This window comes from Arthrobacter hankyongi, assembly GCF_022012395.1.
Taxonomy (GTDB): Bacteria; Actinomycetota; Actinomycetes; order Actinomycetales; family Micrococcaceae; genus Crystallibacter; species Crystallibacter hankyongi.
Genome location: NZ_JAKLTQ010000003.1, coordinates 215,157 through 238,698, shown reverse-complemented (window position 1 = coordinate 238,698; position 23,542 = coordinate 215,157). Strand labels below are relative to the sequence as shown.

Annotated in this window: 21 protein-coding genes; 12 read left to right on the top strand and 9 right to left on the bottom strand. The window is 68.5% G+C overall.

Going from position 1 to position 23,542, the window contains the following annotated elements:
• Positions 1–108: 108 nt before the first annotated feature.
• Positions 109–2,304, top strand: coding sequence for a DNA/RNA non-specific endonuclease (locus LVY72_RS07335; RefSeq protein WP_237819221.1), 2,196 nt, complete (start codon positions 109–111; stop codon positions 2,302–2,304).
• An 89-nt stretch (positions 2,305–2,393) separates the two neighbouring features.
• Here LVY72_RS07335 and guaB read toward each other — a convergent pair whose 3' ends face one another.
• Positions 2,394–3,902, bottom strand: coding sequence for an IMP dehydrogenase (gene guaB / locus LVY72_RS07330; protein ID WP_237819219.1), 1,509 nt, complete (start codon positions 3,900–3,902; stop codon positions 2,394–2,396).
• A 218-nt stretch (positions 3,903–4,120) separates the two neighbouring features.
• Here guaB and LVY72_RS07325 point away from each other — a divergent pair, with 218 nt between their 5' ends.
• A complete protein-coding gene (locus LVY72_RS07325) occupies positions 4,121–4,321 on the top strand; it encodes a hypothetical protein (protein ID WP_237819217.1) in 201 nt (66 codons plus the stop codon).
• Between the two features lie 201 nt (positions 4,322–4,522).
• On the opposite strand, the gene groL is transcribed toward LVY72_RS07325, so the two are convergent.
• Complete coding sequence (gene groL / locus LVY72_RS07320; RefSeq protein ID WP_237819215.1) at positions 4,523–6,133, bottom strand: chaperonin GroEL; 1,611 nt, start codon at positions 6,131–6,133, stop codon at positions 4,523–4,525.
• A 60-nt stretch (positions 6,134–6,193) separates the two neighbouring features.
• Positions 6,194–6,490, bottom strand: coding sequence for a co-chaperone GroES (groES, locus tag LVY72_RS07315; protein WP_237819213.1), 297 nt, complete (start codon positions 6,488–6,490; stop codon positions 6,194–6,196).
• A gap of 365 nt (positions 6,491–6,855) precedes the next feature.
• Between groES and LVY72_RS07310 the strand changes: the two genes are divergently transcribed.
• The 6 genes from LVY72_RS07310 to LVY72_RS07285 all read left to right on the top strand — a co-directional run bounded on the left by LVY72_RS07310 (position 6,856) and on the right by LVY72_RS07285 (position 14,124).
• Positions 6,856–8,523 (top strand): HNH endonuclease signature motif containing protein, encoded by a 1,668-nt coding sequence (locus LVY72_RS07310; RefSeq protein ID WP_237819211.1) that lies wholly within the window; start codon positions 6,856–6,858, stop codon positions 8,521–8,523.
• A gap of 282 nt (positions 8,524–8,805) precedes the next feature.
• On the top strand, positions 8,806–9,747 hold the full coding sequence (locus tag LVY72_RS07305; RefSeq protein WP_443627201.1) for a siderophore ABC transporter substrate-binding protein: 942 nt from the start codon (positions 8,806–8,808) through the stop codon (positions 9,745–9,747).
• 22 nt (positions 9,748–9,769) lie between these two features.
• The gene (locus tag LVY72_RS07300) at positions 9,770–10,822 is read left to right on the top strand and encodes an ABC transporter permease (protein ID WP_237819209.1); all 1,053 of its coding nucleotides are present in this window, start codon (positions 9,770–9,772) and stop codon (positions 10,820–10,822) included.
• Positions 10,815–11,834 carry an iron chelate uptake ABC transporter family permease subunit gene (locus tag LVY72_RS07295; RefSeq protein WP_237819207.1) on the top strand — a complete coding sequence of 340 codons (1,020 nt, stop codon included), beginning with the start codon at positions 10,815–10,817 and terminating at the stop codon, positions 11,832–11,834. The genes LVY72_RS07300 and LVY72_RS07295 overlap by 8 nt, the downstream gene beginning before the upstream one ends.
• Positions 11,831–12,589, top strand: coding sequence for an iron ABC transporter ATP-binding protein (locus tag LVY72_RS07290; RefSeq protein WP_237819205.1), 759 nt, complete (start codon positions 11,831–11,833; stop codon positions 12,587–12,589). Before LVY72_RS07295 ends, LVY72_RS07290 begins: the two co-directional genes overlap by 4 nt.
• A 137-nt stretch (positions 12,590–12,726) precedes the next feature.
• Entirely contained in the window at positions 12,727–14,124 is a 1,398-nt protein-coding gene (locus tag LVY72_RS07285; RefSeq protein WP_237819204.1) for a GH1 family beta-glucosidase, read from the top strand.
• A gap of 35 nt (positions 14,125–14,159) precedes the next feature.
• On the opposite strand, the gene LVY72_RS07280 is transcribed toward LVY72_RS07285, so the two are convergent.
• Positions 14,160–14,540 (bottom strand): VOC family protein, encoded by a 381-nt coding sequence (locus LVY72_RS07280; protein WP_237819202.1) that lies wholly within the window; start codon positions 14,538–14,540, stop codon positions 14,160–14,162.
• Positions 14,541–14,738: 198 nt separating this feature from the next.
• Here LVY72_RS07280 and LVY72_RS07275 point away from each other — a divergent pair, with 198 nt between their 5' ends.
• The 3 genes from LVY72_RS07275 to LVY72_RS07265 are packed head-to-tail and all read left to right on the top strand — an operon-like array spanning position 14,739 to position 18,076.
• Positions 14,739–15,521 carry a Crp/Fnr family transcriptional regulator gene (locus LVY72_RS07275; protein ID WP_237819199.1) on the top strand — a complete coding sequence of 261 codons (783 nt, stop codon included), beginning with the start codon at positions 14,739–14,741 and terminating at the stop codon, positions 15,519–15,521.
• Between the two features lie 31 nt (positions 15,522–15,552).
• On the top strand, positions 15,553–16,644 hold the full coding sequence (locus LVY72_RS07270) for a sulfite oxidase (protein WP_237819197.1): 1,092 nt from the start codon (positions 15,553–15,555) through the stop codon (positions 16,642–16,644).
• A gap of 31 nt (positions 16,645–16,675) precedes the next feature.
• Complete coding sequence (locus tag LVY72_RS07265) at positions 16,676–18,076, top strand: MFS transporter (protein WP_237819195.1); 1,401 nt, start codon at positions 16,676–16,678, stop codon at positions 18,074–18,076.
• 22 nt (positions 18,077–18,098) lie between these two features.
• On the opposite strand, the gene LVY72_RS07260 is transcribed toward LVY72_RS07265, so the two are convergent.
• A complete protein-coding gene (locus LVY72_RS07260) occupies positions 18,099–18,707 on the bottom strand; it encodes a maleylpyruvate isomerase family mycothiol-dependent enzyme (protein WP_237819193.1) in 609 nt (202 codons plus the stop codon).
• A gap of 41 nt (positions 18,708–18,748) precedes the next feature.
• Here LVY72_RS07260 and LVY72_RS07255 point away from each other — a divergent pair, with 41 nt between their 5' ends.
• Complete coding sequence (locus tag LVY72_RS07255; RefSeq protein WP_237819191.1) at positions 18,749–19,975, top strand: class I SAM-dependent methyltransferase; 1,227 nt, start codon at positions 18,749–18,751, stop codon at positions 19,973–19,975.
• Between the two features lie 308 nt (positions 19,976–20,283).
• Here the strand turns inward: LVY72_RS07255 and LVY72_RS07250 are convergent, their stop codons facing one another.
• The 4 genes from LVY72_RS07250 to dapA are packed head-to-tail and all read right to left on the bottom strand — an operon-like array spanning position 20,284 to position 23,541.
• Positions 20,284–20,433, bottom strand: a complete 150-nt coding sequence (locus tag LVY72_RS07250) for a hypothetical protein (RefSeq protein WP_237819189.1) — start codon at positions 20,431–20,433, stop codon at positions 20,284–20,286.
• 59 nt (positions 20,434–20,492) lie between these two features.
• Positions 20,493–21,344 (bottom strand): hypothetical protein, encoded by an 852-nt coding sequence (locus tag LVY72_RS07245; RefSeq protein WP_237819187.1) that lies wholly within the window; start codon positions 21,342–21,344, stop codon positions 20,493–20,495.
• 13 nt (positions 21,345–21,357) lie between these two features.
• On the bottom strand, positions 21,358–22,569 hold the full coding sequence (locus LVY72_RS07240) for a heparan-alpha-glucosaminide N-acetyltransferase domain-containing protein (protein WP_237819185.1): 1,212 nt from the start codon (positions 22,567–22,569) through the stop codon (positions 21,358–21,360).
• 30 nt (positions 22,570–22,599) lie between these two features.
• Entirely contained in the window at positions 22,600–23,541 is a 942-nt protein-coding gene (dapA, locus tag LVY72_RS07235; protein ID WP_237819183.1) for a 4-hydroxy-tetrahydrodipicolinate synthase, read from the bottom strand.
• Between the last annotated feature and the right edge of the window lies 1 nt (position 23,542).

Sequence of the window (23,542 nt, the reverse complement as noted above, 5' to 3'; positions counted from 1 at the left end):
ACGGAGTTGTAACGCTGGTATTCGACACTGGAGGGGCCCGCCCCTGGGCGCGGCAGCCGGCACCCACCGGGCATTGTCCGACACACCTTTGGATAGCGAGAGCCGCCAGTGATCATTCCGCAGTACGTCCTGGACGCCACCGAAGCACGGTACCGGCAACATGAGCAGGAACGGGCCGCGGTGACAGCGAAAATCGATGCCGCCAAACAGCCCGGCGGCAGCATCCTGAACGTTGACGACCCCGAGCGGGTGGCCATGCGCAGCCGCCGCATCCTGCGTGATCCGGCAGTCCGCGACGCGGTCTCGGCCGCTCCGGAAAGCCGGCCGGACGAGTCCCGGACCGGAGCAGGGGGTGGTGCCGCCGTTCCCGACCTGCTCCTCGAACGGCTGATCGGCGGCAGCAACCTCCTCGGCGTGTCCTTCCTGGAAACCGGCAACGCCGTTGCCCAGTCCGTAGGCCGGGTCCACATCAGGGACCGCTTTGCGCCGCGCGGCTTCGGCACGGGTTTTATGGTCTCCCCCGTCCTGCTGCTCACCAACAACCATGTCCTGCCGGACCGGGAGACGGCAGGGTTCTCGCAGCTGGAATTCAACTTCCAGAACGGCAGCGACGGACTGGCCCGGACGCCGTACCTGTTCAGTCTGGAACCCCAGGTCCTCTTCCTGACGGACGTGGACCTGGACTTCTCCGTGGTGGCCGTTGGCAGCCAGGCACTGGGCGGCGACGGCGGACGGGCGCCGCTGGCCCGATTCGGCTTTAACCGCGCCTACCAGGAGCAGGGCAAGGTCCTGCTGGGCGAGTTCATCAACATCATCCAGCATCCCGAGGGCCAGCCCAAGCAGGTAGCGCTGCAGCAGAATGAACTGATCGACCGGTTGGAGAACTTCCTCCACTACCGCACGGATACGGCCCCCGGTTCCTCCGGCTCGCCGCTGTACAACAACCAATGGGAAGTGGTCGGGATCCATCACTCGGGCGTCCCGGAACGCAACGCCAACGGCGACATCCTGGCCGTCGACGGATCGGTCTGGACGCCGGACCAGGGCGAGACCCGGATCAAATGGGTGGCTAACGAGGGGGTGCGGATCAGCAGCATCCTGCAGTGGCTCGGCAAGGCCTCCGGCGGCCTGGAGGCAGGCCAGCGGCAACTGCTGGGCGGCCTGCTGAACCCGCCGGACGAACGTGCCCCGGCCGTCGACGCAACCGGGCAGCCGCCGGAATTTTCCGGCGGCCAGCCGCCCAGCCGCGACCAGGCGCAGGAAATTCCGCCGGCCGCAGTTCCTGCCGCAGGCGCCGAGGCCGACCTCGCCGTCGTCCTGCCCCTGCACATCAGCGTCCGGCTGGGCCCCGCCACGGTGGCACCGGCTGCTGCGCCGGCGGACACGGCGGGTGCGGTGCTTCCGGCGGCCGGGCAGGAGGCCGTCAGCATCGATCCGGATTACCGGAACCGGACCGGCTACGACGCCGGGTTCCTGGGCGCTGAAGTGCCGCTGCCGACGCTCACCGAGGGCCAGCGGGCCAACGCCGCGCAAAACCGGCAGGTGCTGCCCGGCCAGGACCCCGCGGTGCTGCCCTACCACCACTTCAGCCTGGTGGCGGACAAAACCCGCCGGCTGGCCCTGTACACCGCGGTCAATATCGACGGCGCCCTGAGCCAATCACCCCGGCGCGACCGGGACGTGTGGTTCTTCGATCCGCGGTTGGCCCGGGAGGAGCAGATCGGCAACGAACTCTACGCCAGCAACGATTTCGACCGGGGGCACCTGGTGCGGCGGCTGGACCCGGCCTGGGGTACGGACGAACAGTCGGCCCGGGCAGCCAACGACGATACCTTCCACTTCACCAACAGCTCCCCGCAGCACCGGCTGTTCAACCAGGGCGAGTCCCTCTGGGCCGGCCTGGAGGACTACCTGCTGGACAGCGCGCAGGCGGACCGGAAGCGGCTGACCGTGTTCACCGGACCGGTATTCGGCACGGCCGACCCGGTGTACCGAGGCGTGCAGATTCCGCTGGCTTTCTGGAAGATTGCCGTCTTCGACAAGGCCGCCGGCGGACAGTCCGCCACGGCCTACCTGGTCAGCCAGCGCAAGCTGGTGGAGCAGATCCTCACCGAGGCCTTCGTCCCGGAGACCTTCCAGGTGCCCGTCCGCACCATCAGCGAACTGACCGGGCTGGACTTCCGGCACCTCTTCGCGTCCGATCCCCCCAACGACACGTTCGAGCGGGCACCTGGCGTCCAGGAATCGCTGGGCACCAGCGTTCCGGGACGGGAACTGCGCAGCTACGCGGATCTGCAGCTGTAACCAAGGCCGGCCGGGCGCAGGCAGGCAGCAAACAGGCGGAGCCCCTGAGGGGACCCCGCCTGCTGCGTGCCGCTGTCCGGGCAGCCCGGTTACCGGCGGTAGTTCGGCGCCTCGGCGGTGATCATGATGTCGTGCGGGTGGGACTCCTTCAGCCCCGCCGACGTGATCCGGACAAACTTGCCCTTGGCCTTCAGCTCCGCGATGGTGTGCGCACCGGTGTAGAACATGGTCTGGCGCAGGCCGCCGGACAGCTGGTGCGCCACGGCCGACACCGGGCCGCGGTAGGGCACCTGGCCTTCGATGCCTTCGGGGATCAGCTTCTCGTCATCCGGAACGTCCGCCTGGAAGTAGCGGTCCTTGGAGTAGGAGGTGTTCTTGCCGCGGGTCTGCATGGCCCCGAGCGAGCCCATGCCCCGGTAGGTCTTGAACTGCTTGCCGTTGACGAAGACCAGGTCCCCGGGGCTTTCGGCCGCGCCGGCCAGCAGGGATCCCAGCATGACCGTGTCCGCGCCGGCCACCAGGGCCTTGCCGATGTCGCCGGAGTACTGCAGTCCGCCGTCGGCGATCAGCGGCACGCCGGCCGGAATGGCCGCCTTGGCGGATTCGTAAATGGCGGTAATCTGCGGGACGCCCACGCCGGCGACCACGCGGGTGGTGCAAATGGACCCGGGCCCGACGCCGACCTTGATGGCATCCGCACCGGCGTCGATCAGCGCCTGGGCACCCTCCCGGGTGGCGGCCTGGCCGCCGATGATGTCCACGTGCGCAGCGGCCGGGTCCTTCTTCAGCCGGGCGATCATGTCCAGCACGCCGCGGCTGTGGCCGTTGGCAGTATCAACCACCAGCACGTCGACGCCGGCCTCGATCATGGTCATGCCGCGCTCGTAGCCGTCGCCGAAGAAGCCGATCGCCGCACCGACGCGCAGCCGGCCCTCATCGTCCTTGGTGGCCAGCGGGTACTGCTCGGCCTTGTCGAAATCCTTAACGGTGATCAGCCCGCGCAGGTAGCCCTCGTCATCGACCAGCGGCAGCTTCTCGATGCGGTTCTTGCCCAGCAGTTCCACGGTCTCTTCGCGGCCGATCCCCACATGGCCGGTGATCAGCGGCATCTTCGTCATGACCTCGTCCACCTTGGTGGTGGCGTAGACGGCGCGTGGCACGAAGCGGGTGTCGCGGTTGGTCACGATGCCCAGCAGCTTGCCGCGCGGGTCCACCACCGGCAGGCCCGAGACCCGGTAGTTGCGGCACAGTTCATCGAGTTCGGCCAGCGTGGCCTCCGGGGCGATGGTGACCGGGTTGGTGATCATGCCGGACTCGCTGCGCTTCACCCGGTCCACGTGCTCGGCCTGGTCCTGGATGGACAGGTTCCGGTGGATGACGCCGAGGCCGCCTTCGCGGGCCATCGCGATCGCCATCCGGGACTCGGTGACGGTATCCATGGCGGCGGAAAGCAGCGGCGTGTGTACGGTAATCCGCTTGGACAGCCGGGAACTGGTATCCGCTTCGGACGGGATCACGTCGGTGGGACCGGGCAACAGCAGTACGTCGTCGTACGTCAGGCCTTCGAAGGCAAACGGGTTGAATTCAGCGTCGGTCACGGGGATGCCTTTCGGAAAACACCGGGCGGGCGGCAAAAGTCGCGTCGAGGCCGGTTCTGCGTGGGGGGTATAAGTACATCCTAAAACGATTCGGAGGTGGCCACTATTTCCGTCCGGCAGGGATGTGGCGCAGATAACGCCACCCCTCCCGCGGCAGGCACGGCGGCGGTACGCTGGAGAGGCACGGAGCGTACGACGTGCCTCGGAAAGAAGAAGCGATGGAAACCAACGGCAATTCCAGCGACGACATCCGGCTCCACACCGAAGACCCCGCCGAGGGCGACGACCCATCGCCCGGGCCGGACATCCGCGCCCATTCACAGGATTCAGCCGAAGGACCGGACGACATCGCGGCAGCCCAGCCGGCCAGGACGGCCGCACCAGTGCCGGTACAGGACGTGCAGCCGGAAACCGACTAACCCGGCCCTGCCGGAGCAGATCCGCAGCGTGCTGCGGCGTGGCGAGTCTTCGGGAGCCAACGCACGGAGGGGACCCGGCTGCTGCCGGGTCCCCTCCGCTTTGAACGGCGTCGCCGCTTTACCGCCACACGGTGGCTCTCCACGCGGTTCGTCCCGACACAGGCCGGTCGGACCATGGTCTAGGAACGGGTGCGCAGAACCTTAGTGGTTGTGACCGGCGTGGGCGTCCTCTTCCTCGGCCGGCTTTTCGGCCACCAAGGTTTCGGTGGTCAGCACCAGGGCCGCGATGGAGGCTGCGTTGCGCAGTGCCGAGCGGGTGACCTTGACCGGGTCGATGATGCCGGCCGCGATCAGGTCCTCGTAGTCGCCGGTGACGGCGTTGAAGCCGGAGTTGTTCTCCAGCTCGTTCACCTTGGAGACCACGACCATGCCCTCGAAGCCGGCGTTCTCGGCGATCCAGCGCAGCGGCTGGGTCAGGGCGCGGCGGACCAGGCCGACGGCGGTGGCAGCATCGCCGTCGAGCTTCAGGACCTGCGGATCCGTGTCCAGCGCCTTGGCGGCGTGGATCAGCGCGGAACCGCCGCCGGCCACGATGCCTTCCTCCAGGGCGGCGCGGGTGGCGGAGACGGCATCCTCGATGCGGTGCTTCTTCTCCTTCAGCTCCACCTCGGTGGCCGCGCCGACCTTGATGACGCCGATGCCGCCGGACAGCTTGGCCAGGCGTTCCTGCAGCTTCTCGCGGTCCCAGTCCGAATCGGTGCGATCGATCTCGGCACGGATCTGGGCCACGCGGTCGGCGACGTCGGACTCGGCGCCGGCGCCGTCCACAATGGTGGTGTTGTCCTTGGTGACGGTGATCCGGCGGGCGGTGCCCAGGACCTCCAGGCCCACCTGGTCCAGCTTCAGGCCCAGGTCCGGGGAGACGACCTCGGCACCGGCCAGGATGGCGATGTCCTGAAGCATGGCCTTGCGGCGGTCACCGAAGCCCGGAGCCTTGACGGCCACGACGTTCAGGGTGCCGCGCATCTTGTTGACCACCAGGGTGGACAGGGCCTCGCCCTCGATGTCCTCGGCGATGATGAACAGCGGCTTGCCGGCCTGCAGCACCTTCTCCAGCAGCGGCAGGAATTCCTGGATCGAGGAGATCTTGCCCTGGTTGATCAGGATGAGCGCGTCCTCCAGGACGGCCTCCTGGCGCTCGGGGTCGGTGACGAAGTACGGGGACAGGTAGCCCTTGTCGAACTGCATGCCCTCGGTGATCACCAGTTCGGTCTGCATGCCGGAGGCTTCCTCGATGGTGATCACACCATCCTTGCCGACCTTGTCGAAGGCCTCGGCCAGCAGCTTGCCGATTTCCTCGCTCTGGGCGGAGATGGTGGCAACCTCGGCGACCTTGCCCTCAACCTCGCGGGCATTCTCCAGCAGGCGGGCGGCGACCGCCTCGACGGCGGTTTCAATGCCGCGCTTGATCTCGCCCGGAGCGGCGCCGGCGGCCACGTTGCGCAGACCCTCCTTGACCAAGGCCTGGGCCAGCACGGTGGCGGTGGTGGTGCCGTCGCCGGCAACATCGTTTGTCTTGGTAGCGACTTCCTTGGCCAGCTGCGCGCCCAGGTTCTCGTACGGATCCTCGAGCTCCACCTCGCGGGCGATCGTCACGCCGTCGTTGGTGATGGTGGGCGCACCCCACTTCTTGTCCAGCACCACGTTGCGGCCGCGCGGGCCGAGGGTCACCTTGACGGTGTTCGCAAGCTTGTCGACGCCGGCCTCAAGGGCCTTGCGGGCGGAGTCACTGAACTCCAACTGCTTTGCCATGTTTCTACTCCTTAGGGGCGAAAACCCCGGCCGGAGGATCCGGCCGGGGCAGCGCAAAAACTACTTGGTGACGATGGCCAGCACGTCGCGGGCGGACAGCACGAGGAACTCCTCGCCGCCGAACTTGACTTCGGTTCCGCCGTACTTGGAGTAGATCACGACGTCGCCTTCGGCTACGTCGACCGGGACGCGGTTGCCATTGTCGTCGACACGGCCGGGGCCCACCGCGACAACCTTGCCTTCCTGCGGCTTCTCCTTGGCGGTGTCCGGGATGACCAGGCCGGAAGCCGTGGTCTGCTCTGCTTCGAGCGGCTGGACAACAATACGATCCTCAAGAGGCTTAATGGAGACCGACACTCGGCTCTCTCCTTTGCATGAGATACGAATAGGTTCAATGGCCAAGGACATCCAGCCGTCGTCGCGGTGCCGGCAGGCTTCCTTGAAGGGTTAGCAGCCTCGAAGGGAGAGTGCTAACTGCGACTCTATGAGACGGGTTAGCACTCGGTCAAGGCGAGTGCCAGCAAGTCGCGAAATACTTGCTCCCGGCAGCTTGGATGCAGCCGGCGGGGCCTGGCACCGCGCCGGGCCCCGCCGCCGTCCCGCCCGGGTTTTTCCTGCACGGGCTGTCCGGGTCCAAAACTGTCAGCAGCGGATCGTAGTGTGGGGACATGGAAGGCCAGCGGCATGCAGGACTTGCCCTCCCGGATCCCGGGAGCCGTTCCGTGCTGGAGCTCTGCGCCCACCAGTTGCTGCTGGATGCGTGGGCCGGGCAGCTGAACCTTCCCGATTCCGCCCGCCTCCGATCCGCCCCGGCCGCCTGGCAGGAAGACCCGCCTCCCACACCGGCCGACCGGCCAGGCGCCGAGGCGGCGGACGCCAGGCCGGCATCCGCGCCGCACCCGGCTGTGGACCTGGCCCGGCAGCTGGCGGCCCTGGACATCAGCGCCCTGGACGATTCCGAAACCATCGACTTCCTCACTACCGCCGCGCGCCTTGAGCGCATGGCGCAGTCCCTGATCGCGAAGGCATTGCACCGGTTCACGGTGCTGCGCCCGGCCACCGGCAACGAGGCCGGCGCGGCTGACGGGTTTTCCCGGTTCGCCGCCGGAGAGATTGTCGCCGCACTGGCCATGGGCGAAGCTGCGGCCCGGAAGCAACTTGCCGACGCGGCCCAGATCTGTACCCACCTGCCGGACACCCTGGCCGCCATGACTGCAGGGGACCTGGACCTTCCCCGCGCTGTGGCCATCGCCCGCGGTTCGGCGGACCTGCCCGCCGGGATCCTGCCCGAGTTCGAGAAGGCAGTGGTTCCCGGCGCCGGGACCATCACCAAAGAAGGCGTCCAAGCCCGCGCCCGCACGGCCCGGCACCGCCTGCACCCCGAGGACCTGGAGGTCCGGCACAAGCGCGCCTTTGAGACCCGCGACGTCGCCGTGGTCCCGCAGGACGACGGCATGGCCGAACTGTGGATCCGTACCGGCGCGGACAAGGCATTCCTGATCTATGACCGCGTCCAGGCTCTCGCGCGGTCCCTCCAAGGCCCCGGCGAGTCCCGGACACTGCCGCAACTGCGCGCCGACGCACTCACCGACCTGATGGCAGGCTGCGGCACACCGGCCTGTTCCGACGCGTCCGGCGAGGCCCCTGCGTCCACCCTGTCCGGTGCCTCCAAGCCTCCGGGCGGCGGACCGGCGACCGAACCTGTTGCTACCGCGGTCGCGGTGACGCTGCCCCTGGAAACCGCCGCAGGCCTGAGCAACGAACCCGGGGACCTCGTCGGCTACGGCCCCATCACAGCAGGCCAGGCGCGGGAACTCGCCTCCCTGGCCAAGGCCTGGCTGCCCGTGCTCACCGACGACCACGGCCGCGCCGTCGCTGCTGCACGCGCCCTCCGCATCCCGCCTGCCTGGCTCAAGCGCTTGGTCCGGCTGCGCGACCGGCACTGCCGGTTCCCGGGCTGCCGCCGCGCCGCAGCCCGGTGCGAAACAGACCACATCATTGCCTGGGACGACGGCGGTGACACCACCCTCGAGAACCTGCAGTGCCTGTGCAAGGCCCATCACCGGGCCAAGCACCACGGCGGCTGGAAAGCCAGCCCGGGACCAAACGGGCGCATCTGCTGGACCGCCCGCACCGGCCACCGCTACAGCACCGATCCCGATGAGGGCTGGGACATCAGCTGGCCAAGACCCCCCGGGCCCGGGAAGGGGACCGCCAGGCCCGACGCCGCCGGAACGAAAACCAGCACAACAGGAGCCGCCGGGACACAGGCCGCCGGAACTGGTGCCGGGGAAACCGCCAGCGGGCCGCCGGAGCGCAGCGCTGGCAGCGGTGAATCCGCCGACGGCTCTGGGCATGACGCCGGCCAGGACCTGCCGCCGCCCTTCTGAATGGGCCGGAAGGAAGACTTTCCGCCCTCACTGGCAGCTATTGACGTTTGGGGCGCGAGACCTCGGCCGTCGGGGAAGTCGGGCCTCGCACCATAACAAGACGGTGGCTGGAAGCGGCCCTTTCGAGGTTCCGGCGTGATTCACCGCACTGCCGCGGAAGTTGCGGTAAGGCTAACCTAACCGATAGCGTCGGGGGCGAACCGAAATAAACCACAGTTTTGTTATCTAATGCCGGAGGCGGACACGGGAGCCTCCGGCTACGACCTGCGACGGAGCATCCACGTGAACATGAGAGTCAAGTCCCGCCTGCTGGCAGCAGGTGCCTCCATTTCCCTACTGGCCCTCAGTGCCTGCGGCCAGGATGCCGGCGCATCCGCCGAGGCCGATGGTCCCACCGTCACCATCGACCATGCGCAAGGCTCCACCGCGGTGCCTGTCAATCCGCAGACCGTCTACACCTTCGACCTGGGCGTGCTGGACAGCATGGAGGCGCTGGGCCTGGAGGCCGACGGCGTGCCGGAGGCAGAGTTCCCACAGTCCCTGGCCAAGTATGAGGACGCAAAGTACACCAAGATCGGCTCGATGAAGGAGCCGGACTTCGAGGCCATTTCCGCCGGGGATCCGGACCTGATCATCATCTCCGGCCGCACGGCCGGCTCCTACGAGGAGCTCAGCAAGATCGCCCCCACCGTCGACCTGTCCGTCGACACCACGAAGCCGCTGGAATCCTTTACCGAGCAGACGCAGAACCTGGGCCGGATCTTCGACGCCGAGGACCGGGTCAACGCAAAACTGGACGCGATCGACACCCAGATCGAGGACACCAAGGCCCAGGCCGCCGATGCCGGCAAGGGCCTGGTCATCATGACCTCCGGAGGCGAAGTCACCGCCTACGGTTCCAACTCCCGGTTCGGCCTGGTCCATGACGTCCTCGGCGTGCCCACGGCCGCCGAGGTCAAGGCCGAGGGCGCCCACGGCGAGTCGGTCTCCTTCGAGTACGTGAAGGAAACCAACCCCGATCTGCTCTTCATGGTCGACCGCGACACCGCGATGGGCACCGAGGCCGCGGCTGCTTCCGCGGTCCTGGACAACGACCTGGTCAAGTCCACCAAGGCCGCCAGGAACGACAAGATCATCGCCTTGGATTCCTCGTCCTGGTACCTCGTCGGATACGGGCTGAACAACCTGCCCAAGATGATCGACGCCGTCGCCACGGCGCTGTAGCCAGGCACGACGGAACGCAAGCATGGCAATATCCGCCGTCAACCGGCCGGCCGCCGCGGACGCAGCATCGCCGTCGGCGGCCGGCCGTTCCGACGCGCACCGCGCCGCGGTGCGCGAGGCCGTGCTGCTGGCCCTGGCCGGAGGGGGCACTGCCATCCTCGCGGCCGCCAGCATGTTCGTCGGGGTCTCCGACGTCTCGCTGCCCGCCCTGCTCTCCGGCAGCCAGGACGCCTGGGACATCTTCTGGATCTCCCGCGTCCCGCGCACCCTGGCCGTCATCCTCGCCGGTACCGCCGTCGCCGTGGCCGGACTGATCATGCAACTGATGGTCCGCAACCGGTTCGTCGAACCGTCCACCGTGGGCACCGTGGAATCGGCCACGCTGGGCATCCTGGTGGTCACCGTGCTCGCCCCGGCCGCCCCGCTGCTGGCCAAGATGGGCATCGCCAGCGGCTTCGCCCTGGCCGGAACCGCCCTGTTCCTGGCCGTGCTGCGCCGGTTGCCGGCCCGCAATACGCTGCTGGTGCCGCTGGTCGGGATCATGCTCGGCGGCGTCATCGCGTCGGTCACCACCTTCTTCGCCTACCGCTTCGACCTGCTGCAGACCTTGAACAACTGGATGATCGGCGACTTCTCCGGGGTGCTGCGCGGGCGCTATGAACTGCTCTGGATTGTCGCCGGGCTGACGGTGCTCGGCTACATCGCCGCCGACCGTTTCACGGTGGCCGGCATGGGGGCCGACTTCACCACAAATCTGGGGATGAACTACAAGGCGATCATGCGCCTGGGCCTGACCCTGGTGGCCCTGATTTCCGCCGTCGTGGTCACCACCGTGGGCGCGGTACCTTTCCTGGGCCTGGTGGTGCCCAACATCGTTTCGTTGATCTTCGGGGACAACCTGCGCCGGGCCGTGCCATGGACTGCCGTGTTCGGCGCCGGCTTCGTGCTTGGCTGCGACATCCTGGGACGCACCATCCGCTACCCTTACGAGGTTCCCGTCGGCATGGTCATGTCCGTGCTCGGCGCAGTGATCTTCCTGTTCCTGCTGCTGCGCGGGAGGAAGGCCCGTGGCTGACCGGGCGGCGGTGCCGCAGGCACCGGAACTGACTGCACGACGCCGGAGCGGACTGCCGCGCGCGGCCTCCCCCGCCGTCGTGCTGGCTATGCTCGCTATCGCCACGCTGGCCGCCGTCGTGCTCTTCATGACCCTGGATCTGCGCGGCAACCTCGGCTACGTCCTGCCCCGCCGCGCAGTCAAGGTCGCCGCGATGCTGCTGGTTGCCGTGGCCGTGGGCCTGTCCACGCTGATGTTCCAGACAGTGACGGCCAACCGGATCCTCACCCCCTCGATCATGGGTTTCGACTCGCTCTACCTGTTCATCCAGACCGCACTGGTCTTCGCCGTGGGCGGGAGTACGCTGGCCACGGCGCCGGTGGTCGGGAAGTTCGCCGCCGAGGTGCTGCTCATGGTGCTGTTTTCCGGGCTGCTCTACCGCTGGCTGTTCACCGGCGGCGCGCGCTCACTGCACCTGATGCTGCTGGTCGGGATCGTGCTGGGCACACTCTTCCGCGGAGGGTCCTCGCTGCTGCAGCGGCTGATGGATCCGAGCGAATACATCATCCTGCAGGATTTGTTCTTTGCCTCCTTCAACCAGGTGGATCCGGCCCTTCTCTGGGCCTCGGCGGCGGTGGTCGGGGCCATCGCGGCGGCGGCGTGGCGGTTGCGCCACACTCTGGACGTCCTGGCGCTGGGCCGGGATACCGCAGTGAATCTGGGCGTGGACCACCGCCGGGTGGTCAGCTGGGTGCTGCTGATGTGCTCGGTGCTGGTGGCGGTCTCCACGGCGCTGGTGGGTCCGGTGACCTTTTTCGGGCTGCTGGTGGTGAGCCTGGGCTACCAACTCTGCCGCGAATACTCGCACCGCTGGCTGCTGCCGATTGTCGGCCTGCTCGGTGCGGTGGCGCTGATCGGCGGACAGCTGGTGCTGGAGCAGGTGTTCGGTTTCGATACCGCGCTGAGCATCATCATCGAATTCGCCGGCGGCATCCTGTTCCTGTTCCTGCTGCTGAAAGGTTCCCTAAAGTGATCCGGCTTTCCGGCGTCTGCAAGTCCTACGGCACCGCCCGGGTGGTGGACCAGGTCAGCGCCGAGATCCCCTCCGAGGGCGTCACCTCCATCATCGGCCCGAACGGTGCGGGCAAGTCCACGCTGCTGTCGCTGATCTCCCGGCTGCAGCCGATGGACGCCGGAAGCGTGGCGGTGGGCGGCCTCGACGTCGCCGCCACCGGAAGCCGCGAGCTGGCCAGGACGATGGCCATCCTGCGCCAGGAGAACCACCTGACCATGCGCCTGAAGGTCCGGGACCTGGTGGCCTTCGGCCGGTTCCCGCATTCGGGCGGCCGGCCCACGGCCGAGGACCGCGGGCACATCGAGTACGCCCTGGAACAGCTGGACCTGCTGACGCTGGCGGACAGGTTCGTCGACGAACTCTCGGGCGGCCAGCGGCAGCGGGCGTTCATTGCCATGGTGCTGGCGCAGGACACCGGCTACCTGCTGCTGGACGAGCCGCTGAACAACCTGGACATGAAGCACTCGGTGGAGATGATGCGCCTGCTGCGCCGGCTGGCCGACGAACTGGGCAAGACGGTGGTGGTGGTCATCCACGACATCAACTTCGCTTCGTGCTATTCGGACACCATCCTGGCCATGCGCGGCGGCCGGCTGCTGCACCAGGGCACGCCCGGGCAGATCATGCAGCCGGAGGTGCTGCGCGAGGTCTACGACATCGACATCCGGATCGAGGAAATCGACGGCAACCGGATCGGCGTCTATTTCGCCTAGGATGCCGCCGCGGCGCCACGCTTCCGGAGCGCCGAAGGCGCCTGGCCGGCAGCCGACAGCGGCCGTCAGCGAAGCCTTGCCAACGGCCGCCCTAGGGGCCATGGTGATCCCAGACCAGATGCCAGGAGGTCGTGAAGATGAGCGCAGCTGCCGGCCTCCGGTTTCCGGACGGCTTCCGCTGGGGTGTCGCCACCTCGTCCTACCAGATCGAAGGTGCGTGGAACGAGGACGGCAAGGGTGGGTCCATTTGGGACACCTATGCCCACACGCCCGGCAACATCCGCAACAACGACAACGGCGACGTAGCCAACGACCACTACCACCGGTACCGCGAAGACGTCGCGCTGATGAAGTCGATCGGCGCCACCGCATACCGGTTCTCGATTGCCTGGCCGCGGATCTTTCCCGACGGTACTGGGGCGCCGAACCGGAAGGGGCTGGACTTCTACAGCAGGCTCGCCGACGAGCTGCTCGGCGCCGGCATCGAGCCGTTCGCGACGCTGTACCACTGGGACCTGCCGCAGGCCCTGCAGGACCGACACGGCGGCTGGCAGTCCAAGGACACGGCGAAGGCGTTCGCCGACTACGCCGGCTATGTCGCCGGGCAACTCGGCGACCGCGTGCAGCACTACTTCACCATCAATGAGTTCCGGTCATTCGTGGACATGGGCCACCGAGGGGCCGACCTCGACATCGGCGGCGGCAAGACCTACCACGTCAGCATCGCCCCGGGACTCAGCCTCTCCGACGCCGAGCTCAACCAGGTCCGGCACCACGCGGTGCTCGGACACGGCCTGGCCGTGCAGGCGATCCGCGCCCGCGGCCGAGCAGGCACCCGGGTGGGCTTCGCCGAGAACATCCGGGCCGCCGTCCCTGCGATCGACAGACCGGACTACGTCAAGGCGGCGGAGACGGCCACCCGCGAGCTGAACGCCCCGTTCGTGACAGTCATGCTCGAGGGCCGCTACACCGATGCCTACCTCACGAACGCCGGCCGGGATGCGCCGAGGTTCACCGACGAGGAGCTGCGGACGATCGCCTCCCCGCTCGACTTCGTGGGCATCAATGTGTACGTGCCGGACTGCTACGTGGCACCGTCCGACGAGCCGCCGGGGTACCGGGTCATCCCGATCAACGAGTCGCATCCGACGATGAAGTCCGGCTGGCACATCGTCGGGCCCGAGGTCATGTACTGGGCGCCACGCCACGTCCGGTCGCTCTGGGGCGCCACGCCGGTCTACATCACTGAGAACGGCTGGGCGGCCTCCGACGTGGTCGCCGACGACGGCAAGGTGTACGACTCGGACCGGGTAATGTTCCTGCGGGCCTGCCTCACGGAGCTCCAGCGTGCGACTGCCGAGGGTGTACCGGTGGCGGGGTACTTCCACTGGAGCGCGCAGGACAATCTGGAGTGGAACGCCGGCTTTGGCAACCGGTTCGGCCTCATCTACATCGACTTCAAGACGCTGGAGCGGATTCCCAAGCTCAGCGCGATGTGGTTCCGCGAGGCAGCACGGCGGAACGCCGTCGTCTGAGCCGCTGCGGGGCCAGCAGGCCGCCGGGCAGGGGCCTACTCCGCCTGGATCACCGAGAGCACATTGCCGGCCGGATCCTTGAACCAGGCGATGTCCGGCCCATGCCCGCGCATGATTCCCTTGTCGTCGGTCGGCAGCTGCGGATCGTCGTAGATCTTGGTCAGCACGCCGCGCTTGTTAAGCTCTTCCACTGCCGCTTCGACGTCGTCCACGGCGAAGTTCAGGATGGTGAAGGAGGCCGGTTCGTGGTCCTGCTTCGGGTACATGATGACCTTGGCGCCGCCAGGCAGCGTCAGGTCGAGGATGCCCATCGGCCCCTCGGCCACCGCCAGGCCCAAGGTTTCCCCATAGAACTGTCTGGCGGCCGCAGTGTCATTGACACTGAAGCCGCTGAAGGCGCGCTTTGGAGTGAACATGATGTCGTCCTTAAAGCCGAATGGCAGTTGGGTGGATACCTTCCACGGTGGCACAGCCGGCACCGGCCCGCCAGAGGTGCCGGACCCGCCCGGCCTTTATCCGCCCGGATCCCCGGCGCAGCCGGCCACCGGACGCTTCGGGCCGGGCCCGGCGGGCTTAGCATAAGAGCAGGGCCTGCTGCGGACCGGGAGGTCAAGGTGGCACAGAATCCTGCGCAGAAACTGAACGGCGGACAGCCGGTGGGTGGCTGGAGCGCGGATGCCCTGGCCCAGCGGGCGGTTTCCGCGTCGCAGCTGGGCAGCCTGCCGGCGCCGCTGCTGGATGACCTGCTCGCCGGCTGCACCCGGGTCTGGGTTCCGGCCGGCACGGTGACCCACCGTGAAGGCGATTCGGCCCCGCACCTGGAACTGATGGTCTCCGGGCTGCTGAAGTTCTACGCCACGGCGCCGGACGGACGGACCATCACGGTGCGCTACTGCCGCCGCGGGTCGCTGATGGGGGTGGTGTCCCTGTTCGCGCCGCACTTCGCCCAGCCGGCGAGCGCGGTGGCGCTGACCGACGCCGAACTGCTGCGGCTCTCCCCCGGGCGGGCGCGCGGTGCCGCGGCGCGCGAGCTGCCGGTGGCCCAGGTGTTCCTGCGCGAACTGAGCGAGCGCGTGCTCGGCTTCATGGCTGAGATCCCGGGCAGCGCCTTCACCTCGGTGCGCCAGCGGGTGGCCCGGCACCTGCTGGACCTGGCTGCCGGACCCGACGCCGGCCAGCCGGTCCTGCCCGTGCCCTGGCCGGGTGCCGCCCCGGAGCTGGCCGCCCGCACCACGCAGCAGGAACTGGCGCAGGCCGTGGGCTCGGTGCGCGAGGTGGTGGTGCGCATCCTGCGCGAACTGCGCGAAGCCGGCGTGGTGCGCACCGAACGGGACCGGATCGTCGTCGTCGAACCCGGCCGGCTGGCGGAACTGGCGATCTGGAACCCAGGTTCCTGACACCGTCCCGGCCGCGGCCAACACTGGACCCATGAAGACCCTTCCCAAACCGCAATCGGGAGCCGGGGCCGCACCGGCTGTGCCGCTGACCGCCGAAGAACTGCAGCTGGCCTCCCGCAACCATGCCATGCCGCTGGAGATGCTCGCCGTCGACCGCACCCCGGCCGGCATGCACTATCTGCTCATCCACTTCGATGTCCCCGTCATCGACGCCGGAGCCTGGCGGCTGCGGATCGGCGGCGCGGTCCGCCATCCGCTGGAGTTCACGCTGGCCCAGCTGCAGGCCCGCGAACAGCGCACGCTGGCCGTCACGCTGGAGTGCGCAGGCAACGGCCGGAGCATGCTCGAGCCGCGGCCGGTGAGCCAGCCGTGGATCCACGGCGGGATCGGCACCGCCGATTGGACCGGCACCCCGCTGGCTGCGCTGCTCGAGGAGGCCGGCGTGGAAGCTGCGGCGGTGGACATTGTGTTCACCGGGGCGGACCGGGGCGTCCAGGGCGGCGAGGAACAGGACTATGCCCGGAGCCTGACGGTTTCCGAGGCGATGTCCCCGGATGTGTTGCTGGCCTACGCCATGAACGGCGCGCCGCTGCCGCCGCAGCATGGCTTCCCGGTGCGGCTGGTGGTGCCCGGCTGGTACGGCATGGCCAGCGTGAAATGGCTGACCGGGATCGAGGCCGTGACCGCGCCGTTCACGGGCTTCCAGCAGATGGCGTTCTACCGATACCAAGCCTCTGCGGACGACCCGGGCGAGCCGGTCACCCGGATACGGGTCCGTTCGCTGATGGTGCCGCCGGGCATCCCGGACTTCTTCACCCGGGACCGGCTGGTCGAGTCCGGGCCGGTGCTGCTGCGCGGGCGGGCCTGGTCCGGCCGGGCGCCCATCCGGCAGGTCCAGGTCGCCGTCGACGGCGTCTGGTCCGACGCACAGCTGGACCCGCCGGACGGTGAGTTCGCCTGGCGTGGCTGGTCCTTCCGCTGGCAGGCGGAGCCGGGCAGACACGAGCTGATGTGCCGGGCCATGGATGCCATCGGCCAGATCCAGCCGCTGGAGCCGGAATGGAACGTCCAGGGCATGGGCAACAACGCCGTACAGAAGGTGAGGGTGACAGCCCGTCCCTGAAGGCAGCAGCCGGAGAGTAGTATCCCGGTTCATGCCTACCCACAGCCCGCCAGCCCGCCGCGGACGCCCCCGGTCCGGACCGATGCGGAGCCTGTCCGGGGAAGCCACGGTGCTGTGGGTGGCGATCCTGGCGTCCTTCGTGGCTTTCCTGGACGCGTCCGTGGTGAATGTGGCGCTGCCGGCCATTGACCGGGACCTCGGCGGAGGACTGGCCGTGCAGCAGTGGGTGGTGGGCGGCTACTTGCTGGCCCTGGGCGCGCTGATCCTGGTGGCCGGCGCCCTGTCCGATGTGTTCGGCAGGATCCGGATCCTGCGGGCGGGCCTGCTGGTCTTCGGGGCTGCTTCGCTGGCCTGCGCGGCGGCGCCGGCCGCGGCCGGCCTCGTGGCGGCACGCATTGTTCAGGGTAGCGGCGCCGCGCTGCTCGTGCCGGCCTCGCTGGCCCTGATCACCTCGACCTTCGGCGGACGCGAGCAGCACCGGGCGATCGGCGTGTGGACGGCCTGGACCGGCACGGCCTACATCATCGGCCCGGTACTCGGCGGCCTGCTGGTGGATACGGTGGGCTGGCGGGTGGTCTTTGCCGTGAACGTGCTGCCGGTCGCCGCCACCCTGTGGCTGCTGGCCCGGCTGGCCGATCCGCCCCGGGCTGCTTCCCGGCCGCCGGTCGACGTCCTGGGCGTGTGCCTGACCGCAGCCGGCCTGGCCGGTCCGGTGTTCGCGCTGATCGAGCAGCAGCGGCTCGGCTGGACGGACCCGCGGGTGCTGGTGCCGCTGTCCGCCGGGCTGATCAGCCTGGCGGTCTTTGTGTGGTGTGAACACCGCACCCCTGACCCGATGATGCCGCTGCAGATGTTCGGCGAGCGCAATTTCGGCGTCGGCAATATCGCCACGGCGGGGATCTATGCCGGCCTGGCCCTGGGCCTGTTCGCGCTTCCGGTCTTCCTGCAGCAGGCCGCCGGCTTCAGCGCTGCCGCCGCCGGCCTGGCGACGTTGCCGATGAGCGTACTCTCGCTCGCCCTGGCTGCCTGGTTCGGCAGGCTCTCGGGCCGGTACGGGCCTCGCCTGTTCATGGCCGCGGGGCCGGTGCTCGCCGGGACCGGGTTCCTGCTCATGGTGTCCGTACACGAGCCGCTGGCCTTCTGGCCGCAGATCCTGCCCGGTGTGCTGCTGGCCGGCCTGGGCCTGGCCGCTACCGTCGCGCCGCTGACCGCCGCGGTGCTCGGCGCGGTAGCACCGCAACGCAGCGGGATTGCCTCTGCGGTGAACAACGCAGTGGCCCGCATCGCCGGACTGGTTGCCATCGCCGCGGCCGGTACGATCACCGGCGGCGTGCTGGACTATCCGGGGTTCCGCCGCGCAGCCCTGGCCGCCGCGCTGCTGCTCTACGCCGGCGGTGTGGTCTCCGCCGTCGCCATCCGCAACCGGCCATAGCCGGGTGGGGTGGGTGCGGGGGTTAGACCACCGAATATCCTTGCGGCAGCGCTGCCCTGCCGGTCAGGGCCTGCAGGACCGGAGCGCCGTCGCCGCGGCCGACGGCGATCTGCACCGCCAGTTCGGCCGCTGCGCGTTCCACGTCCGGTGGCAGCCGGACGGCCAGCCCGCAGGCCGCCGCCAGGTCCAGCGAGTGCACGGCCAGTTCGAAGATGCGGGTGGGCAGATAGTCGCTGATCCGCATGCCGCCGGCGATGGTGTGGATGACCCTGTCGGTTTCCCGCGGCAGCCGCTGCTGCAGCCGGGCCAGCAGGCCGTCCACCGTGGCCAGCGGATCCTCCCCCAGCGCCTCGCCGGCGGCCACGGCCCGGGCGGTGATGTCCGGCGATGAGCTGAAATCCAGCCCGCTGAAATAGGCGGCGGCCGATTCCCGTTCCACCCGCTCCGCCGGCTGGTCCAGGTAGGTCAGCACCGTCACCAGCGCGCGGCTGGTGTGCCCGGCGAGCGTGCGCACCGTCCAGTGGCCCAGGCCCGGGCGGTCCCAGGCGTCCGGCGGCACCCTGGCGAGCAATTCCCGGAAGCTGGCGGCGGCGGCCAGGTAGGTTGCTGCCTGCGGCAGGGGGCTGTCCATGGCAGGGAGCCTAACAGCCCTGCTGGACTAGGCTTAACAGCATGACCGGGACCGCAGCCGAATATGAACATATCGCCCCCCTGCTGACTTCCGAGGGCTGGGAGCTGCTGAATTCGCTCGGGCCCTATTCGGACGGCGACAGCTTGAAAACCAATCTCGAGCTGCGCAAGGCCGGGCACTCCGCCGAGCTCGTCTCGGCGGTGCTGACCCAGTCCCGGCTGCGGGCCAAAGCCGCCGCCAAATTCGGCCCGTTTGCCGAGCGCATGCTCTTTACCCACGCGGGCCTGGAACAGGCCACCCGGCTGAACATCGCCGCCCTGCATGCCCAGCGTTTCGCCGCCGCAGGCCTGGAACGGGTCGCGGACCTGGGCTGCGGCATCGGGGCCGACGCCATGGCCCTGGCCACGCTGGACCGCAAGGTCACCGCCGTCGAACAGGACGAAACCACCGCCGCCGTCGCCACCATCAACCTGATGCCGTGGCCGGAGGCCACGGTGGTGAATGCCGACGCCACCGAGGTGGACCTGGCCGACGTCGACGGCGTCTGGCTGGATCCGGCGCGGCGCACCACGACGTCGTCCGGTACCACGCGCATCTTCGATCCCGAGGCCTTCTCCCCGCCGTTGTCCTTCGTCGAGTCGCTGGCGGACCGCGGCCTGCCGGTGGGCGTGAAAATGGGGCCGGGCATCCCGCACGAATCGCTGCCGGAGAACTGCGAGGCGCAGTGGATCTCGGTCCACGGCGAGGTGACCGAGGCGGCGCTTTGGTTCAACGAGCTCGCCCGGCCCGGAATCCGCCGGGCGGCCTTGGTGATCCGCGACGGCGGCTCGGCCGAACTGACCAGCGGCATCGACTATGACCGGAACCACCAGGACGTGGAACTTGGTCCGGCCGAGGGCTATCTCTACGAGCCCGACGGCGCCGTCATCCGGGCAGGCCTGGTGGCCGACGTGGCCCGTCAGCTGGGCGGGCACCTGTTGGATCCGCACATCGCCTACATCTGCGCCCCCGATCTGACGGCCACCCCGTTCGCCCGGGCCTACAAGGTCCTGCAGGTGCGCCCGTTCAATGTCAAGAAGCTCAAGGCCTGGGTCAAGGCGTCCCGGATCGGTGTGCTGGAAATCAAGAAGCGTGGCACTGCCGTTGCCCCGGACGAGCTGCGCAAGACCCTGCTGACCGGCTCCGGTAAAGGACCGAACAAGGCCACACTGGTGTTGACCCGGATCGGCGAGGACCGGGTGGCGATTGTGGTGGAGCCTGTTCCCTAAATGGAACCGGCGGCGGCTGGGGCAGCCTCCGGTATGGAGGCACCGCCGCCGGCTCCGTCTGGGGGGGCTGCCGTTCCCAGCAGCACCTTCAGCGTAGGCCGGGACTCCGCCCGGCACCTGAGTAACGGATACGGGTATTTGCCTCAGGCTACTCACTTGGCACTTCCACAACCAGTGCCGGGCGCCTAACTGTCCGCCGCGGCCTGAAAATTGTCCGACGGCGGCGCCGATGGCCGCCACCCCGGCGTACTAGGAAGCCCGGCGGCGCGAACGTTCCAGGCCGCGGCACGAGCTGCGGACCATCCAGCTCATTGCTCCCGGGCGTAGCCCCGCCACCGGTCCTTCTCCTCTTCGGACAGATCCTCCCAGGACGGGGCGTCCGGCATCCAGAGGCCGGCCAGCAATTTGAGCCGTTCCTCGTACAGATCCTTGCCCGGATCCTGCCCGTCGGTCGTCACTGATGCACCCTAGCCCTAGAACCTTGAAACCCGCATCGTGGCGGCTGGCACCTTCCAGCTTAGGGCAGGATCCTGCGCCCGTTGCCGAAAACTGCACCGCAAACAGCAAGTACACAGACCGCGATCAGGCCGTTCACAGTGTCCATGGGGCGGGGCCTGGGTGATTCGGACACCGGAGTGCCGCCCGTGCCGGGAGTGAAGACCTCCCGATCCACGCCCATGATAATCCGGTCCCCAGGCTTGACGGTTTTCAGGAGCCGGGTCACGGTGCCCAGGTCGGTGGCGATGCAGCCCACCGTTGCCTCGTCCCCGACGTGGAAGAAGATGGCGAAGGAAGCCCCCTGGACGGTCGGCATGTCCGGCTCGCGGTTCCAGTTGATCACTGCTGCTTGCTCGTAGTACCCCTCGTTCATGTAGTACCAGAGGTCCTCGTCCGCGCCGCCGTCACGGCCTTCGAAGTACTGGTTGTAGGTGGGTCCGTGTTCGCCGCCCCACCGGGAAAACGGGTTGACCGTGTGGTATTCCAGCGCGGTTCCCGGATTCGACCGGCCCAGGGCCTCGGTGAAGGAAAAGGACCCCATCGGCGAATATGCGGTGTTTTCCCACATCTTCCCGGGTGGCGCGAAGCCGGCGGCACCGGCGAACCCCGTGGTCTGCCATTCCTGGACGTACCCGCCGCCGGTCCGGACGCATCCGGTGATGAGTACCCGGACATCCTTGTAGGAGGCGGCCGTGGCAAAAACAACCCGGACGGCGTCGGTGGCCGGGTAACGGACTCCGCCCGCGGTCAGCCGCTGGCAGGGGTTGCCGACCGGTGCCGGCACCGCGTTGGCCGGCAGCGCCGGCAGCAGCAGTGCCGGGACCGCCAGCACCGCGCTGGCCACCCACACGGTGAAACGCCGCCAGACCATCTGTTTGCCTGCCCTACAGGTCGGGTCCGGCCGGGTCGGCAGGCTGCCGGTACTGTCCGGCAGCCAAGACTTTGGCGCGGGTCCGCTTGACTGCGGCCGAGACCAGGCCTTCAAGCGGCCCCGGCCTGCGGCCGGTGACGTTCCGCCAGATAAACGCGAACAGCAAGGCCGCGGTCAGATGGACGCCCAAGGCAACCTCCGGATGCTGGTCGAGCAGGCCCGTCGCGAGGAGTACCAGATGGCCCGAATACAGCGTCAACGTGATGGCGCCCGCGGTAGCCAGCGGCGTCAGCACCCAGGCAAAGCTGCGGGCCAGCAGCAACATGGTGCCCAGCGCTGCCATGCCGGTGCCCAGGGTCATCAGGATTTCCAGAGGCGTGGTTGAATACGGAGCCGGGATAGCCAGCCACCAGCCGGTGGTCGTGGGCAGTCCGAAGTCCGGGCCGTAGGTGAGGATGTCGGCATAACCTTCAGCATCCAGCCACGGGGTCGCGGCCAGGATGCGTTCCTGTCCGCCCAGCGGCCCGAGGAGCAGCAGGGACAACAGCCAGGTTCCGACCGCCAGCACCACGCCCCCGACGGCAAGCCGGATCTGGACGGCCGCCGAGCCGAGGTCCAGTCGTCCAATCGCCAGGCCGGCACAGATGTAGGCCATCCACGGGATGACCGGATAACTGCCGGTGAACAGCAGGACACCGACGACGTCGGCCGGCTGGGTGATCAGGCTGGTCAGCGTCGGATCGAAGCCGTCCAGGTCAGACAGCCCGTTGCGCACGTCCTGCATCAGCACCGGTCCCACGATGGCGAAGCCGAGGGCAGCAAGGGCCAGGGCCCGCGGTCCCAAGCCCAACAATGGCACTGCCAGCAGGAACATCATCCCGTAATAGGCCAGGATGATGGCGGCCGGCGGGTTCAGGTAAGCCAGTAACAAACCGAGCAAGCCGATGAGCAGGGCCCTCACGGCAAGGCCTGCCTGGGCGCCGAGGAGGGCACGGCCGTTCAGCAGCCGTGCCCCGCCGGACGAAAAGGTGAGCGATACGCCGGCCAGCAGCGCGAACAGGGCCGCCGACTTTCCGGCAAAGAAGGTCCAGACCAGCGTCGGGTCGCCATTGTCGTTCCAGGCAGGCATGATGTGGATCGCCATCATCCCGATCAGGGCTGCGCCGCGGGCCGCATCGACGCCAAGGAAGCGTTTCGAGGCAGGCCCTTTCTTCTGATCCTTCATCGTTCCTTCATTCCCGTGCTCATCGCCGGCTTAGGCCGGCAGCGGCGCGAGCACGCCCGTCGAGGTCATGTCCGCGAGCAAGGCCTGGGTTTCGTGCTGGTCCAAATCCACCAGCGGCGACCGGACCGGTCCGGCCGGAAGTCCCAGCGACTTGAGCGCTGCCTTGACCGAGGCGGCCGCCGGGGCACGGAACATGCCGCGGCAAACCGGCAACAGTTCGCGGTGGAGGGCCAGTGCCTCACCGATCCGCCCGTTGGAATAGTGGTCAAGGAGACTGCGCAGCCGGTCGCCGACCAGGTGCCCGACCACCGACACCATGCCCACGGCCCCGATCGAGAGCAGCGGAAGATTCAGTGCGTCGTCCCCGGAGTAGTAGGACAGGTAGGTCCGCCGCATCACCCAGGACGACGCTTCCAGGTCACCTTTGGCGTCTTTGACCGCAATGATCCGCGGGTGCTCGGCGGCAGCCGCCAGGGTGTCCGGTTCAAGGGCTACCCCGGTACGGCCAGGGTGGTCGTAGAGCATGACCGGGAGCGGGGTGCTGTCGGCGATGGCACGGAAATGCTGCAGGATGCCGGCCTGGGTGGGCCGGGAGTAGTACGGCGCGACGACCAGCAGGCCGTCAGCACCGTGCGCGGCGGCAGCCTCTGCCATCGCGACACTGTGGCGGGTATCCCCGGCCCCCACTCCCGCGATCACCTTTTTCCCGCGGCGTTCCAGCGCCCGTTTCGCGCTCTCTATCATCACGATCTTTTCCCGATCGGAGGTGGTGACCGATTCCCCCGTGGTGCCATTGACCACCACGCCGTCGTTCCAGCCGTCCTGGGTGAGCCAGGCGGCCAGTTTCTCGGCGCCGAATTCGTCCAGCCCTCCGTGCCGGTCGAACGGGGTCACCATGGCGGTCAACACGGAGCCGAAGGCCCGGTAGCCTTTTGAAGCGGCGCTGTTGCCAAAATTCTCGATTGTCGTCATG